Consider the following 13,505-nt stretch of genomic DNA (forward strand, 5'->3'; position numbering starts at 1 on the left):
AACTGTAAAATTGCTTTATTCGCCTTCGTTAACTATCTGAAAATATGCTACAATACATCCAAACATGAAAGGAAGTGTAGAAATGACCTCATGTATTTTCTGCAAAATTGTAGAAGGAACGATTCCGGGAGAAAAAGTGTATGAAGATGAGCACGTCATCGCTTTCATGGACATTATGCCCGTCACAAAGGGGCATGTACTCCTGATTCCAAAAACTCACCGTGAAAATCTTTATGAGTTAACTGAAGACGAAGCGGCGAATTTATTTAAAGCGGCACCGAAAATCGCCCATGCACTGAAAGAAGAATTTCAGCCGGCCGGAATGAATCTGGTGCAAAACAACGGATCTTTTGCAGGCCAGTCCGTCTATCATTTCCATATGCACTTCATTCCCCGCTATGATAAATCTGACGGACTGAAAGTAGAATTTAATACAAAAGTAGAGCAATATCCGATGGACGTACTGTCTGAACTGGCTGCTGGCATCTCCAGACGTCTGCAGCAGTAACAGATGAATGAAAAGAACGGAAGAGGTCGGGATTTCTTTCTGCATTGCCAACAGCGGACATTCTCTCTTCCGTTCCTTTTTTCTGATCTGCCAGATGAAATACTTTTGATTGCATAATAATTAATATATTATCTTGCTCATTTATATCAGAACATGCTTTAATAAAATAATAACTACTAAAAAGGAGTGTTTTCTATATGAAAGCGTCTACATTCTTTATCGGTCTGGCCGCAGGTGCTGTTACCTCAGCTGTCACCGTTCTATACTCTACGCCAAAAGCCGGCAGTGAATTGCGGTCAAGCGTGAAAACCGCGTCATTAGAATTAAAGGATAAGTTAAAAGATGTAAAAGGCCGAGTGGCTGACCTGAAAGACTCTGTGACAGATTTATCAGAGGATGCAAGGGAACTTGTTCCGGAGACTGTGGAAGAGATGAAAGTTTCCGTGGCAGACTGGAAACGTTCGACGGAACATAATAAAAAGCGGCTGGAGAAAGAAATCTCTGCGATCCAGACAGCATTGGATGATTTGGAAAAATCGATCAGCACCCGCTGATTCCCCTGTCTCTGTGAATCAGGACAGCACCCCGCTTACCGGTATGTAAGAAACAACTGCAGAATATAAGCGGTATTCCGCCTACTATTCTGCGGGTACTTACACCCAATCTTAATTATTTTATTATTCCGTCTTTTTTATTTGTTGCTTTTTTGGTATAATAAATAAAAAGATTGAAAGAAAGCAGGTGCCAAGATGGCAGAGCAAAACATTTCACGTAAAGATGCGATGATCTTTAACCAGCGTGTCGCCCAAATGTCGAAAGCATTATGGAAAGCCGTGGAAAAAGATTGGCAGCAATGGATAAAACCTTATGAACTGAATATTAATGAACATCATATTTTATGGATTGCCTACCACCTGGAAGGCGCCACGATTTCAGACATCGCTAAATTTGGCGTCATGCATGTTTCGACGGCTTTCAATTTCTCAAAAAAACTGGAACAGCGAAAATTATTATACTTCTCCAAGAAAGACGATGACCGGCGCAACACCTACGTGACGGTTACGGATGAGGGGAAAGAGCTGCTAATTGAAATGAATGCGAATTACCATAACGAAGAATACAGCATTCTTCAGGGCTCTCTCCCGCTCCGCGATATTTATGGAAAATTCCCTGAATTCCTTGAAGTCATGTCTGTTTTACGAAATATTTACGGCGATGATTTCATGGATATTTTCGAGCGCGGGTTCAAAAATATTGAAAGAACCTACGAAGACTCGAATGATTACCTGCAAAAGACTGAAGTAGAGACATAAATGTGAGTCATTCGCAGTTTGCTTTTTTCCTTTTGCCCGCAAATTCTGCTATGATAGTACAGAAGCAGAAAGAGGAGGTCTAAAATGGTTATAGCGATCACCATTCTTTTTTCATTGTTCTACTTATATCAAATTAATAAAATGACATTTGCTCTTTGCCAATCTAGAGAGATTCCGGAAGAAAAGCAGCCGAAAATTTACCGGACTGTAAACATTCTGATTACCATCCTCATTTTATCCTTATATGTAGAAGTATTCTTCAGTGCCTGACACTATGTATGCCCGCCCCATTACTGGAGGACGGGCTTTTTTTTAGTACAGGTATGCTGCACCGACAATGATCAATAGAATGAACAAGACAACAATTAGAGCAAAGCCGGATGAACCTGACCCACCTTGAGTGTAGCCGCTCATAAAGGCACCCCCTTTCACACTGTATCCTATGCGAATACAGAAAAAAGCGGTTGGGCACTCTTCGGAAACATGGAACCTTTTTATTTTTCATTCGTTATATGATATAGTGTTTACTTGAACAATATTCAGACTTAATATGTAGAGTAGGGGAGTTAATTACATGAAAAAGAAGATGGCAGCATTTACACTTGCAGCTTCGGTTGCAGTACTATCCGCTTGTTCTGGCGGCGGCGATGAAAAAGTTATGACGTCAAAAGCAGGAGACGTGACGAAGGATGAGTTCTATCAGGAGATGAAAGCTTCTGTTGGTGAACAGGCTCTGCAAATGATCATCTTAGAAAAAGTACTTGACGACAAATACGATGTAGATGATAAACAAGTAGATGCAGAGTTCGATAAGAACAAAGAACAGCTCGGCGAAAACTTCGAAGCTTTCTTGGCTCAACAAGGTCAAACGCCTGAGAGCTTCAAGAAAATGATTCGTTTGAATAAATTGCAGGAAGCTGCATTGACTGATGGCGTGGAAGTTTCTGATGAAGAGTTGAACAAACGTCTGGAAGAATCTCAATCAGAAATCAACGCCCGTCACATTTTGGTTGAAGACGAAGAAACTGCTAAAGAAGTAAAAGGAAAGCTGGATAAAGGAGAAGACTTTGCGAAAGTAGCAAAAGAATACTCCACAGACCCGGGTTCTAAAGACGAAGGCGGAGACCTTGACTGGTTCGGATACGGTGTAATGGTTCCTGAGTTCTGGAACGCTGCATACGACCTGGAGCCGGGCACAATCAGTGAACCGGTTCAATCTGACAACGGTTTCCACATCATCGAAGTAAAAGAAAAGCGTAAAACAGATGATGAGAAAATCACAGATGAAAAGAAAGAAGAAATCCGTCACGAGCTACTGATGGAAAAAGCTGATGAAAACGAGCTATTGGCTAAAGTTTCTAAGCTTGTCAAAGACGCTGACGTAAAGATCAAAGACGAAGATTTGAAATCTGCGCTTGATCTGTTCAAGATGGACGAAAAACCTGCTGAAGAAGATGCTCCAGCTGAAGACGCTCCGGCTGACGATGTGAAAGTAGAAGAAGAAGGTAAGTAATCATTCAAAAGGTCTGTCCTGGTAATTTCCAGAGACAGACCTTTTTTGTCGTTATGAAACTAGCGCTCTGCTGTTCTGCAGCGTAACTGGTTCACACGGGTGGATGGCTTTGGAACGGGAGAAGAGAAACGGCATTGCAGTCACTGCGGCGCTGGCGGATGGCTGCGCAATGAGCCAGACAGGAAGATCGCCTGGCGGTCTCATCACTTCGCCGACCGCTTGGAAGGCGCCTCCGTTTAGTTAGGGGGATGTCACTTTAGCTACTGGTTTTGGAAATATGACGTGCAGGCATCATGCAGACCTCTTTCTGTTTTTTGCATCATGACTGGATCACATGAGTTGACGTCTTTGCGATTAGAGAAGTAAAACTCCATTGAACTCACTGCGGCGCTGGCGGATGGCTTCCGCAATGAGCCAGACAGGAAGTGCGCCTGGCTGTCTCATTGCTACGCCTACCGCTTGTAAGGCGCCTTCGTTCAGTTAGGAGGATTCAGAACATGACACTTCATTTGCCAAAGCATACACCAGTCGGCAACGAGTCACAGCATTTCTTCTCTTTTAAACAACAACCTGGATTGCCTCCCCGCAGTAGCGGAGGCACAACTGCGGGGTCGGCCGAAGTCATGAGACAACTGGCACGCTCTTCGCCAGCTGGCTCATGACGAAAGGCAATCCCCCACGTGCCGGCGCGGGTCCTAAAAGCTGACACTTACTAACTTCAATCCCCGACAACGAGTCGAGCTACGACACCAAAACCAGTGACAAAACGGCATTGAAGTCACTGCGGCGCTGGCGGATGGCTTCCGCAATGAGCCAGACAGGAAGTGCGCCTGTCAGTCTCATCGCTACGCCTACCGCTTGTAAGGCGCCTCCGTTTAGTTAGGAGGAAGCAGAATATGACACTTCATTTGCCAAAGCATACGCTAGTCGTCTACCAGTCACTGGTCTTCATCTTCATTAAAAAAGCAACCCGGATTGCCTCCGCTCAGCAGCGCAGGCACAACTGCGGGGTCGGCCGAAGTCATGAGACAACTGGCGCGCTCTATCGCCAGCTGGCTCATGACGAAAGGCAATCCCCCACGTGCCGGCGCGGGTCCTAACAGCGGACACTCCCTAACTCCAATCCCCGACAACTAGTCGAGCAACGATCCCAACACCAGAGCCTGAACAGCATTGAACTCACTGCGGCGCTGGCGGCTGGCTTCCGCAATGAGCCAGACAGGAAGTGCGCCTGTCAGTCTCATCGCTACGCCTACCGCTTGTAAGGCGCTTCCGTTTAGTTAGGAGGAAGCAGAACATGACACGTCATTTGCCAAAGCATACGCCAGTCGTCTACCAGTCACTGCACTTCTTCCCTTTTTAAACAGCAACCTGGATCGCTTCCGCTCAGCAGCGCAGGCACAACTGCGGGGTCGGCCGAAGTCATGAGACAACTGGCGCGCTCTTCGCCAGCTGGCTCATGACGAAAGGCAATCCCCCACGTGCCTGCGCGGGTCCTAACAGCGGACACTCCCTAACTCCAATCCCCGATAACTAGTCGAGCAACGACCCCAACACCAGAGCCTAAACAGCATTGAACTCATTGCGGCGCTTGCGGATGGCTACGCAATGAGCCAGACAGGAAATACGCCTGTCAGTCTCATCGCTACGCCTACCGCTTGTAAGGCGCCTTCGTTTAGTTAGGGGGAAGCAGAACATGACACGTCTTTTGCCAAAGTATACGCCAGTCGTCTACCAGTCACTGCACTTCTTCCCTTTTTAAACAGCAACCTGGATCGCTTCCGCTCAGCAGCGCAGGCACAACTGCGGGGTCGGCCGAAGTCATAAGACAACTGGCGCGCACTATCGCCAGCTGGCTCATGACGAAAGGCAATCCCCCACGTGCCGGCGCGGGTCCTAAGAGTGGACTGTTGCTAACTACATCACCCGACAATGAGTCGAGCAACGACCCTAACACTAGAACCAGAACGGCATTGAACTCACTGCGGCGCTGGCGGTAGGCGCCTCCGTTTAGTTAGGGGAAGCAGAATATGACACTTCATTTGCCAAAGCATACGCTAGTCGTCTACCAGTCACTGGTCTTCATCTTCATTAAAAAAGCAACCCGGATTGCCTCCACTCAGCAGCGCAGGCACAACTGCGGGGTCGGCCGAAGTCATGAGACAACTGGCGCGCTCTATCGCCAGCTGGCTCATGACGAAAGGCAATCCCCCACGTGCCGGCGCGGGTCCTAACAGCGGACACTCCCTAACTCCAATCCCCGACAACTAGTCGAGCAACGATCCCAACACCAGAGCCTGAACAGCATTGAACTCACTGCGGCGCTGGCGGCTGGCTTCCGCAATGAGCCAGACAGGAAGTGCGCCTGTCAGTCTCATCGCTACGCCTACCGCTTGTAAGGCGCTTCCGTTTAGTTAGGAGGAAGCAGAACATGACACGTCATTTGCCAAAGCATACGCCAGTCGTCTACCAGTCACTGCACTTCTTCCCTTTTTAAACAGCAACCTGGATCGCTTCCGCTCAGCAGCGCAGGCACAACTGCGGGGTCGGCCGAAGTCATAAGACAACTGGCGCGCACTATCGCCAGCTGGCTCATGACGAAAGGCAATCCCCCACGTGCCGGCGCGGGTCCAAAAAGCGGACACTCCCTAACTTCAATCCCCAACAACCAATCGAGCAACGCCCCAACACACCCGACAGCTTATTCAAACGTAGGCTTATAAAACGAACGGTTATCCAGCGGGAAGACACGCTCCGAGAACTCACCCGGCGCAGTCTTCGACATTACACGGTTCAGCATATTCATCTTCGCATCTATATTATCGATATAATGAAGAATCTCCGCCTCCTTCAGCATCGGACGCTTCGGACTTCCCCACTCCTCTTTCCCGTGGTGAGACAGCACCATATGCTGAAGCAGCATCAACTCCTCGCCCTCAATCTCCAGCTCCTCTGCGGCCTTAGCAATTTCATTGACCATAATCGTAATATGGCCGAGCAGATTTCCTTCGATCGTGTACTGCGTGCCGACTGGGCCTGACAGCTCAATGACCTTCCCGATATCATGCAAGATGATTCCGGCATACAGTAAATCCTTATTCAACGTCGGATACAGCTCCGCAATCGCCTTGCCAAGTTTCAGCATCGACACCACATGATCAAGCAAACCGGACACATAGTCGTGGTGGTTTCTTGTTGCCGCCGGATAGAGCACGAATTTCTGCTGATGTTTTTTCAGCAAATGGCGCGTTATGCGCTGAATTTGCGGGTTTTTCATCTCAAAGAAAAACTGCATCAGTTCATCGAGCAGCACTTCCTTGCTCTTTTCAGCAGACGGGACTAAATCTGCGATGGATACGCCTTCATCTTCTTTGACCGGACGGATCGCTTTAATGCGCAATTGGTTCTTGCCGCGGTATTCATGAACTTCCCCGCCTACTTTTACAATCGTTGCGCCTTGGTACATTTGCGCCTGCTCTTCACCTGTATCCCAAAGTTTCGCTTCAAGATCCCCGCTTTTATCCTGGAGAATCAATGTCATGAACGGACTCCCCTGCTGCGTGACACCTTTTGTTGCCTGCTTAATTAATAAATACATGTCAACAGATTCGCCGACTTGGTGTTCCATAAGTTTTTTCATCCATGAATCTCTCCTTTTACTTTTGGTCCGATCTCGATCACGTGGGGCTCAGTTGACCACTTCGACTTCATCTCCTGATGGCAGGTGAAGTACAGAAATTGATGAGATGGCTGTAACTCGTTCAATATTTCTATCATACTTGAAAGTCTTTCATTATCAAAGTGAACGAACGGGTCATCCATGATAATCGGAAACGGGGCCTGCTCCGATAGTTCATAGGCCAATGCAAGACGCAGTGACAGGTAAGCCTGCTCTTTCGTTGCCTGACTCAGTTCATTGATCGCATAGGATTGTCCTTCAGCCGTCACTGCCTGGAAATATCCCGCAGCTGTCAGGCCGAGCGTCGCGTAGCGGTCAGCCGTCAAACGCTTGAACCATTCATTCGCCTGCTTCAGAACGGCCGGCAATTGATGTTCTTTCCACTCGCTCATCGTCTGACGGATCGATTCCCTGACCGCTTTTCGGATGACCCACTGGGCACTCATTTCCTGCAGCTCTGCTTTTCTAACTTCAAATAACTGCTGAAGTTCGCTGTATGTTTGACTTGCGCCCATTTGTGACAGTTCATGTTCTACTTTGACTTGCTCGTCTACTAGGGCCGTCACTTCTTTGCGGATCGCCTGCAGACGAGTTGCCGTTTCACTGCGCTTGCGCTCAAGTTCCGGTATCGTCCATTCATCCGCTGCCGGCTCTTTCGCATATAAGGACAGCTGGGCTTCGACTTCTTTCAGCTGCCTTTTCAGTAACTGGGCTTCCTGATCTTGCTGATAAGCCGTGAAGAACGCTTCTTTCTCTGACACGCCCGCTGCATCAAACAGCTCCTGAATTTCAGCTGTCACAGATCCCAGCACAGCTTTTGCTTCCTGCAGCTGATCATGGATTTCTATCATGTTCTGATCCCGTGTTTGATGTTTTTCCTGAAGACTGTTCTGGCGCTGCAGTTCCTGACGCAGCCGCTCGTACAAACCTTCTTCCGGCACGGGCCCCAGTAATTTTTCCGCCTCATGCAGCAATGATTGAATATGTTCAGCCGTTGTGTGCAGACGCTGCCGCCACGTGCGCTGGTCATCTGCAGTATCCTGGAATTCACGCAACAGGCGGAAGCTTTCCTGAATATTATAAGTCGGATCAAACGGTGCATCTTGCAGCAGTTCCTTCATCTTCAACACTGTCTGTTGCTTCTGATCATAAAGCTGTTCCATTTCCGATGCATACTTTTGTAATTTATGGTCCAGCCTCTCAATTTCTGTATCTAACTGACGCTGATCCCTTCGATGCAAATCATCCCGTTCAGCCAATTTTTCAAGTTCGGCCGCCAATGCTTCATGATCCCGAATGAAAGCTTGCTGATCCGCTGCTGAATCCGGCTGTTTTTTCAACAGCCAGATACCGGCTGCCGCACTGACTAATCCAAGGAGCGCAAACAGCCATTGCTGCTGCAACACACTATATGCTGTAATTGCCAGTCCGATGAGCAGAATGACGAACGGCATCTGCTTGCCTGTGTTCTGTCTGCTGTTTGAAGATACGATGAATTTTGCCTCTGCCAGCTGACGCTGAAGTGTTGGCCAGGCCGCAAGTTTTTTCCGCTCTTCTTCACTTAATTGAAGACTTTTCAAACGTTCTTTTCGCTGCTCGGCCTGCTGACGTTCACTTTCCGCTTCCGCCAGCAGGCGCTGAACTGCTTTTACCTGCTGGTCTGTCTGTCTTTGTTCTTCAAGCACCGGCTCCAGCTGATGTTCCCGTTGAACTGATACATCCATGTGCTCTATTGCCCGCTGCTGCTCGTCGCTGAGACCCAGGCGATTCGTCAGCTGCTGCTGTTTCTTTTCAAGCAGCCGAATTTCTTGTTCAGCTGAAAGCCGGTCATTACGCAGCCTGTGCCACTCCGCTTCCTGTGCTGCCCACCGTTCCAGTTGCTGTCTTTCATTTTCAGGCCGCAGTCCGATGAAGCCAGATTGCAGATCTTCTGTTTTTTTCTGCAGACGGGTGATTGTTAATTCCAGCTCTGATTGTTTACTCGCCAATTCTTCATAGCGGCGTATACCGGCTGCGGGGAATTCAACAGTCAGGTGAGAAAGTTGTTCCGCCAGCTGACTGCGCTGCTGCTGCAGCGGAACGACTTGCATCGCGATACGCTGTTCCTCCGACTGCCTGTACAAACGCTGTTCTTCAATACGTAATGCAGCTATTTGCTGATCCAATTCTTGCTTACGGACAGTCAGCGGTTCATATGTTGAAAGTTTCTGCTGTTCTTTTTGCATGGCCTGTTCGAGCTCACGAATTTCAGTCAGCTTTTGGTTCATAGGCGGAATTTTACCTGTCTTCTTGAAAAGACCTCCCATTTCTTTCTCCATCTTTTTCTCGACTTTCCACAGCGTGTCGAGTCCGGTTGTGCCTGATGCCAGTAATGTGCGGCTCAATTCATTTTCATCCATTTTCTCGAGACCTTGCAATTGAAACAGCGAGAATGAGTAAATCGATTCAAATGCCTGCCGGTCATATCCCCTCAGCAGACGTTTCAGCTCTTCTTCCGGCGCAGTGCGTCCGTCATCAAAACGGATACTGACATCTCCGGAAGACTTTCCGCGTATGCGCTCGATCATCCAATTGCCAAATTCATGATCCTCAACATACAGACAGCCGCCGTACTTCCCGCCGGTTTTTGGCTCATAGCGCAGCTCCTGCTGATTCTTTTGAGGAAACCCGAATAAAATGTGAAGGATGGCTTGCTGGATTGTCGTTTTACCTGCTTCATTCGGTCCGTACAAAAGGTTCATGCCGGGCTGCAGGTCAATTTCCAAGTTTTCATGCTGCCCGAATCCATACAGCAGGATTTTTCGAATTTTCATACTAGCCCTCCTTCAGCATTTCGTTTTCTAATAACTCTGCGGCCTGCTGCTTCCACCTTCGGATATCTTCCGCGGTCAGCGCTTCGAGGTAACGACCTGCTTTATGGCCGTACACCTCTTTCACCAGCTCTTTCCAGTCGTCCGCCTGCCAAGAAAACAGCGTTTGTTCAACCGGATCAAGCAATGTGCCGGAGCGATCCGACTGGCGGGCAGACGGCCACTTAATGGATGAAATCCAGACAAACGGCTCCATTCCTTCATACTGCTCCCGCAAAATATCAAGCCACTCTGATTCCGTAGCTGCCAGATCTTCAGCAAGTCCTTCCGTATTCTCCATTAGTAATTCCACGACGATATTTCCTGTATCCGCCGTCAGATGATCAATTGCATCCTGGCAGGCTGAAATCCAGTCATCTGCATATTCAATCCCTTCGCAGGATACCGTCAATGAAGTGAAGACGATGTCTGACGTACCGACGAATTTCAGCGAAGCTGTATGATGTGTCAATGAAACGTCGTAAAAACCTTTCAGCCCCTGTTCATTTCGATGTCGTCCCTGAATATTGCCGGGATAGACAATGGGCGGGTCCTCTGACAGTACCTGACGTTTGTGGATATGACCGAGCGCCCAGTAGTGATAGTTCCTATCCAACAGTTCACTGACAGTAAACGGAGCATACACCGCATGCTCCGCATCCCCTGCCACGCTGCCGTGAAGCAGTCCGATATGGATTCCGTCCGTTGCTTCCGGATAGTGCATGATCATCGGATCTTTGGCATGGCGCTGCGGGTAGCTGAAGCCGTGCAGATAGATGTGATCTCCCCGGACATTCAGCTGTTTTTGTTCTACATCTGCCGAAAAAACAGCTACATTTTCAGGCAAAGAAACTCTTGTCCACTTGCCTGCCAGATGGTCATGATTGCCGTAGGAGATAAAAACAGGTATACCTGCGTTTTGCAATTGCTGCATGCCCTGTTGAAAACGGATCTGCGCACGCAGGCTGCGATCTTCTCCATCATATAAATCGCCGACGATGACGATAAAATCAGGCTGTTCTTTAACAGCATAGGCAATAAAACGGTCGAATGCGGCAAAAGTTGACTGCTGCAGTCTTGCCAATTCAGCGGGCCCTGCTGATGCCATGCCTTTAAAAGGGCTGTCCAAGTGCAGGTCAGCTGTATGTAAAAAACGGATCGGTTTCATTGGTTGCACCTCTTCCACGAATACTCGTTCTCTATTTTACCATAGTCCTTCCATTGCTGGAAAGATTGCATAGTAAACAAATTACATTTTTGGCTGATGCAGAAGTGCCGTGCATTTATGGAGATAAAAAGAAAAACCCGCCATCATAAATTTATGACAGCAGGCTTCCCATGTTATTCTTTTCCGAGCTGGATAGCTTTTTTCAAGTCTTTTAAAGAACGAGACGGGCCATACATCAGTACCCCGCCACGGTATACCTTCGCTCCGAACCAGCCTAGGATAAAAATCGTTACAATCATAATCCCAATAGACAATATAGGTTCCCAAAGCGGCAGATCAAGCATGCCGACACGCAGGAACATGACCAATGGTGCAAAAAACGGGATGAATGATGTAACCTTCAAATAACCCATTTCCGGATTTCCAAGCCCTGTCGCCGCAATGATAAATGCCGCTACTACGAGCAGTGACATCGGCATAATCATTTGCTGTACGTCTTCTGTCCGGCTGACGAGCGAGCCGAGCAGCGCCGCAAGTGTGGCATACAGGAAATAGCCTAGCAGGAAGAAAATCACGGCATAGATCAGTGTGCTTACTTCCAGATTTTCGAGACTGAAGAATGCCGACAGTTCATTTTGTTCTCCGGAAGAAGACGATGTATAGGCAAGGAACCCCGCTGCTGCGTAAATCAGAATTTGCACAATGCCGAGCGAGCCGATTCCGAGTACTTTTGCAAACATATGCTTAACAGGAGATACACTTGAAATCAAAATTTCCATGACCCTTGATGATTTCTCTGTCGCCACTTCTGTTGCAATCATGGATGAATAAATGATGACTGCAAAATAGATGACGAACATCAAAACATACACGAGAACACGTGCCTGATTCAGCTCATCCTCTGATTTTGCAGTATCCGAGATATTTTGTTTTTCAAATTGAATCGGCGCAAATAACGTAGATACTTGTTCACCAGATAAAGATAATTGCTCCGCCTTCACTTCGGTCTGAATGTTTTGTAATGCATCCTGCAGCGCCGATGGAAGGAACTGATCCACCATACTTGCTGTTGTATAAGTCGCTTCAATCGTTTGTTCAGCATTCAAATCCAATTCCATAAAGGCCGCGATTTTCTCGTCCTTCACTTGCTGCTGAAGCTGCTCTTTTGATTCATCTGTAAGCTCGAGTGAAATCCCTTGTTCATGCTGCTGAAGCTGATTGTGCAGCCGGTCGAACAACAGACCGCTCTCATCCACTACCAGCACTTTATCATCTTCCGAATTTCCAAACAGCTCACTTGCTTTGTCAATAAGGCTGGGCAAATTGGCAAAAAGGAAAATTCCTGCCACCATAATAAGCGTTGTAATAAAAAATGATTTCGTTTTAGCTTTAGTCAAAAAACTTTGCTTAAAAATAATCCAAAATTCACGCATGCTCTTCCCCTACTTTCGCAATGAATATATCTTGCAAAGATGGTTCTTCTATTTCGAAGTGCCGAACCGGTCCTTTTTGCAGTGCCGCCTGCAACAATTGATGCGCAATCTGCTCGTCTTCCACTTGAAAGACCGCGCCTTCCAATGAATGATGGGCAGCCGTGACGCCTTCTGTCGCTGCCAGCTCTGTCAGCGGGAAATCTGCGCGGATTCTGACATTTTGTTTGCCAAATGACCGTTTAACATCACGCAGCTTGCCACTGACCAATTGCTGTCCATGATGAATAATGCTCAGTTGTTCGCATAATTCCTCCACGTGATCCATGCGGTGACTGGAAAATAATATCGTGGCTCCGCTATTGCGGAAATCAACTATTGCTTTCTTGAGCATCTCTACGTTCACTGGATCCAGCCCGGAAAACGGTTCATCCAGAATGAGCAGTTTTGGATTATGAAGCAATGCCGCGATGACTTGAATTTTCTGCTGATTTCCTTTGGACAGCTCCTCTACTTTTTTATTCGTATAATGCGGCACCTCAAATCGTTCCAGCCAATGAAGCGCCGCGCTCTTTGCAGCTGCCTTTTTCATGCCGCGTAACTGGCCAAGGAATAATAGTTGATCGAGCACTTTCATTTTTGGGTAAAGCCCGCGTTCTTCAGGCAAGTAACCGATCATCGGACTCGTCTCATAGGAAATCGTGCGGCCATTCCAAGAAATATTGCCTTCCGTGGCAGTTAATAAGCCCAAAATCATTCGGAATGTCGTTGTTTTTCCGGCGCCGTTTGCTCCTAAAAAGCCATACATCGTTCCTTCTTCCACCGTCAGTGACAGCTGATCCACTGCGGTAAAGTCCCCGAAACGCTTGGTGACTTGTTCCAGCTGTAATGCCATGCAGTTCATCTCCTTTACTAATCTCTCTATCTCGTTCTACGATTCAATTGAAGATATGTTTCATATTTTTAACTATTCCCTATTTTATTATAACGGAAGCATAAAAGAACAAAGGGTATGTATCTGTGAAATACAATGAATTGCTATTCA

Annotated in this window: 13 protein-coding genes; 7 read left to right on the forward strand and 6 right to left on the reverse strand. The window is 47.5% G+C overall.

Annotated features, from left to right (window positions below; translation table 11 throughout):
- Positions 1 to 82: 82 nt before the first annotated feature.
- The 4 genes from SporoP37_RS05425 (at position 83) to SporoP37_RS05440 (ending at position 2,091) form a co-directional block, all read left to right on the forward strand.
- Complete coding sequence (locus SporoP37_RS05425) at positions 83 to 508, forward strand: HIT family protein (RefSeq protein ID WP_081242711.1); 426 nt, start codon at positions 83 to 85, stop codon at positions 506 to 508.
- Between the two features lie 197 nt (positions 509 to 705).
- Positions 706 to 1,062: a YtxH domain-containing protein gene (locus SporoP37_RS05430; protein ID WP_081242712.1), complete on the forward strand. Its 357-nt coding sequence runs from the start codon at positions 706 to 708 to the stop codon at positions 1,060 to 1,062.
- Positions 1,063 to 1,257: 195 nt separating this feature from the next.
- Positions 1,258 to 1,821 (forward strand): HTH-type transcriptional regulator Hpr, encoded by a 564-nt coding sequence (locus SporoP37_RS05435; RefSeq protein ID WP_081242713.1) that lies wholly within the window; start codon positions 1,258 to 1,260, stop codon positions 1,819 to 1,821.
- An 84-nt stretch (positions 1,822 to 1,905) separates the two neighbouring features.
- Positions 1,906 to 2,091 carry a hypothetical protein gene (locus SporoP37_RS05440; RefSeq protein WP_029054118.1) on the forward strand — a complete coding sequence of 62 codons (186 nt, stop codon included), beginning with the start codon at positions 1,906 to 1,908 and terminating at the stop codon, positions 2,089 to 2,091.
- 42 nt (positions 2,092 to 2,133) lie between these two features.
- On the opposite strand, the gene SporoP37_RS05445 is transcribed toward SporoP37_RS05440, so the two are convergent.
- Complete coding sequence (locus SporoP37_RS05445) at positions 2,134 to 2,235, reverse strand: YjcZ family sporulation protein (RefSeq protein WP_081242714.1); 102 nt, start codon at positions 2,233 to 2,235, stop codon at positions 2,134 to 2,136.
- A 160-nt stretch (positions 2,236 to 2,395) separates the two neighbouring features.
- On the opposite strand from SporoP37_RS05445, the gene SporoP37_RS05450 reads away from it, so the two are divergent.
- From SporoP37_RS05450 to SporoP37_RS16890, 3 genes are all read left to right on the forward strand, one after another.
- The gene (locus SporoP37_RS05450) at positions 2,396 to 3,334 is read left to right on the forward strand and encodes a peptidylprolyl isomerase (RefSeq protein WP_081242715.1); all 939 of its coding nucleotides are present in this window, start codon (positions 2,396 to 2,398) and stop codon (positions 3,332 to 3,334) included.
- 103 nt (positions 3,335 to 3,437) lie between these two features.
- Entirely contained in the window at positions 3,438 to 3,578 is a 141-nt protein-coding gene (locus tag SporoP37_RS16885) for a hypothetical protein (protein WP_157118619.1), read from the forward strand.
- 253 nt (positions 3,579 to 3,831) lie between these two features.
- Complete coding sequence (locus SporoP37_RS16890; RefSeq protein ID WP_155961310.1) at positions 3,832 to 3,996, forward strand: hypothetical protein; 165 nt, start codon at positions 3,832 to 3,834, stop codon at positions 3,994 to 3,996.
- 2,039 nt (positions 3,997 to 6,035) lie between these two features.
- Here the strand turns inward: SporoP37_RS16890 and yhaM are convergent.
- The 5 genes from yhaM to SporoP37_RS05475 form a co-directional block, all read right to left on the reverse strand.
- Positions 6,036 to 6,974, reverse strand: a complete 939-nt coding sequence (gene yhaM / locus SporoP37_RS05455) for a 3'-5' exoribonuclease YhaM (protein ID WP_081242717.1) — start codon at positions 6,972 to 6,974, stop codon at positions 6,036 to 6,038.
- Positions 6,971 to 9,826, reverse strand: coding sequence for an ATP-binding protein (locus tag SporoP37_RS05460; RefSeq protein WP_085430464.1), 2,856 nt, complete (start codon positions 9,824 to 9,826; stop codon positions 6,971 to 6,973). Before SporoP37_RS05460 ends, yhaM begins: the two co-directional genes overlap by 4 nt.
- Position 9,827: 1 nt before the next feature.
- Entirely contained in the window at positions 9,828 to 11,048 is a 1,221-nt protein-coding gene (locus tag SporoP37_RS05465) for a metallophosphoesterase family protein (protein WP_232329814.1), read from the reverse strand.
- A gap of 155 nt (positions 11,049 to 11,203) precedes the next feature.
- A complete protein-coding gene (locus SporoP37_RS05470) occupies positions 11,204 to 12,463 on the reverse strand; it encodes an ABC transporter permease (RefSeq protein ID WP_085430466.1) in 1,260 nt (419 codons plus the stop codon).
- Positions 12,456 to 13,355 (reverse strand): ABC transporter ATP-binding protein, encoded by a 900-nt coding sequence (locus tag SporoP37_RS05475; protein ID WP_081242721.1) that lies wholly within the window; start codon positions 13,353 to 13,355, stop codon positions 12,456 to 12,458. The genes SporoP37_RS05470 and SporoP37_RS05475 overlap by 8 nt, the downstream gene beginning before the upstream one ends.
- Positions 13,356 to 13,505: the final 150 nt, after the last annotated feature.

It is taken from the genome of Sporosarcina sp. P37, from assembly GCF_002109365.1.
Taxonomy (GTDB): domain Bacteria; phylum Bacillota; class Bacilli; order Bacillales_A; family Planococcaceae; genus Sporosarcina.

What these genes read in the sequence shown, in the direction of transcription:
- SporoP37_RS05425 (WP_081242711.1), top strand. Translation starts at nt 83, where the DNA reads ATGACCTCATGTATTTTCTGCAAAATTGTAGAAGGAACGATTCCGGGA.
- SporoP37_RS05430 (WP_081242712.1), top strand. Translation starts at nt 706, where the DNA reads ATGAAAGCGTCTACATTCTTTATCGGTCTGGCCGCAGGTGCTGTTACC.
- SporoP37_RS05435 (WP_081242713.1), top strand. Translation starts at nt 1,258, where the DNA reads ATGGCAGAGCAAAACATTTCACGTAAAGATGCGATGATCTTTAACCAG.
- SporoP37_RS05440 (WP_029054118.1), top strand. Translation starts at nt 1,906, where the DNA reads ATGGTTATAGCGATCACCATTCTTTTTTCATTGTTCTACTTATATCAA.
- SporoP37_RS05445 (WP_081242714.1), bottom strand. Translation starts at nt 2,235, where the DNA reads ATGAGCGGCTACACTCAAGGTGGGTCAGGTTCATCCGGCTTTGCTCTA.
- SporoP37_RS05450 (WP_081242715.1), top strand. Translation starts at nt 2,396, where the DNA reads ATGAAAAAGAAGATGGCAGCATTTACACTTGCAGCTTCGGTTGCAGTA.
- SporoP37_RS16885 (WP_157118619.1), top strand. Translation starts at nt 3,438, where the DNA reads ATGGCTTTGGAACGGGAGAAGAGAAACGGCATTGCAGTCACTGCGGCG.
- SporoP37_RS16890 (WP_155961310.1), top strand. Translation starts at nt 3,832, where the DNA reads ATGACACTTCATTTGCCAAAGCATACACCAGTCGGCAACGAGTCACAG.
- yhaM (WP_081242717.1), bottom strand. Translation starts at nt 6,974, where the DNA reads ATGAAAAAACTTATGGAACACCAAGTCGGCGAATCTGTTGACATGTAT.
- SporoP37_RS05460 (WP_085430464.1), bottom strand. Translation starts at nt 9,826, where the DNA reads ATGAAAATTCGAAAAATCCTGCTGTATGGATTCGGGCAGCATGAAAAC.
- SporoP37_RS05470 (WP_085430466.1), bottom strand. Translation starts at nt 12,463, where the DNA reads ATGCGTGAATTTTGGATTATTTTTAAGCAAAGTTTTTTGACTAAAGCT.
- SporoP37_RS05475 (WP_081242721.1), bottom strand. Translation starts at nt 13,355, where the DNA reads ATGGCATTACAGCTGGAACAAGTCACCAAGCGTTTCGGGGACTTTACC.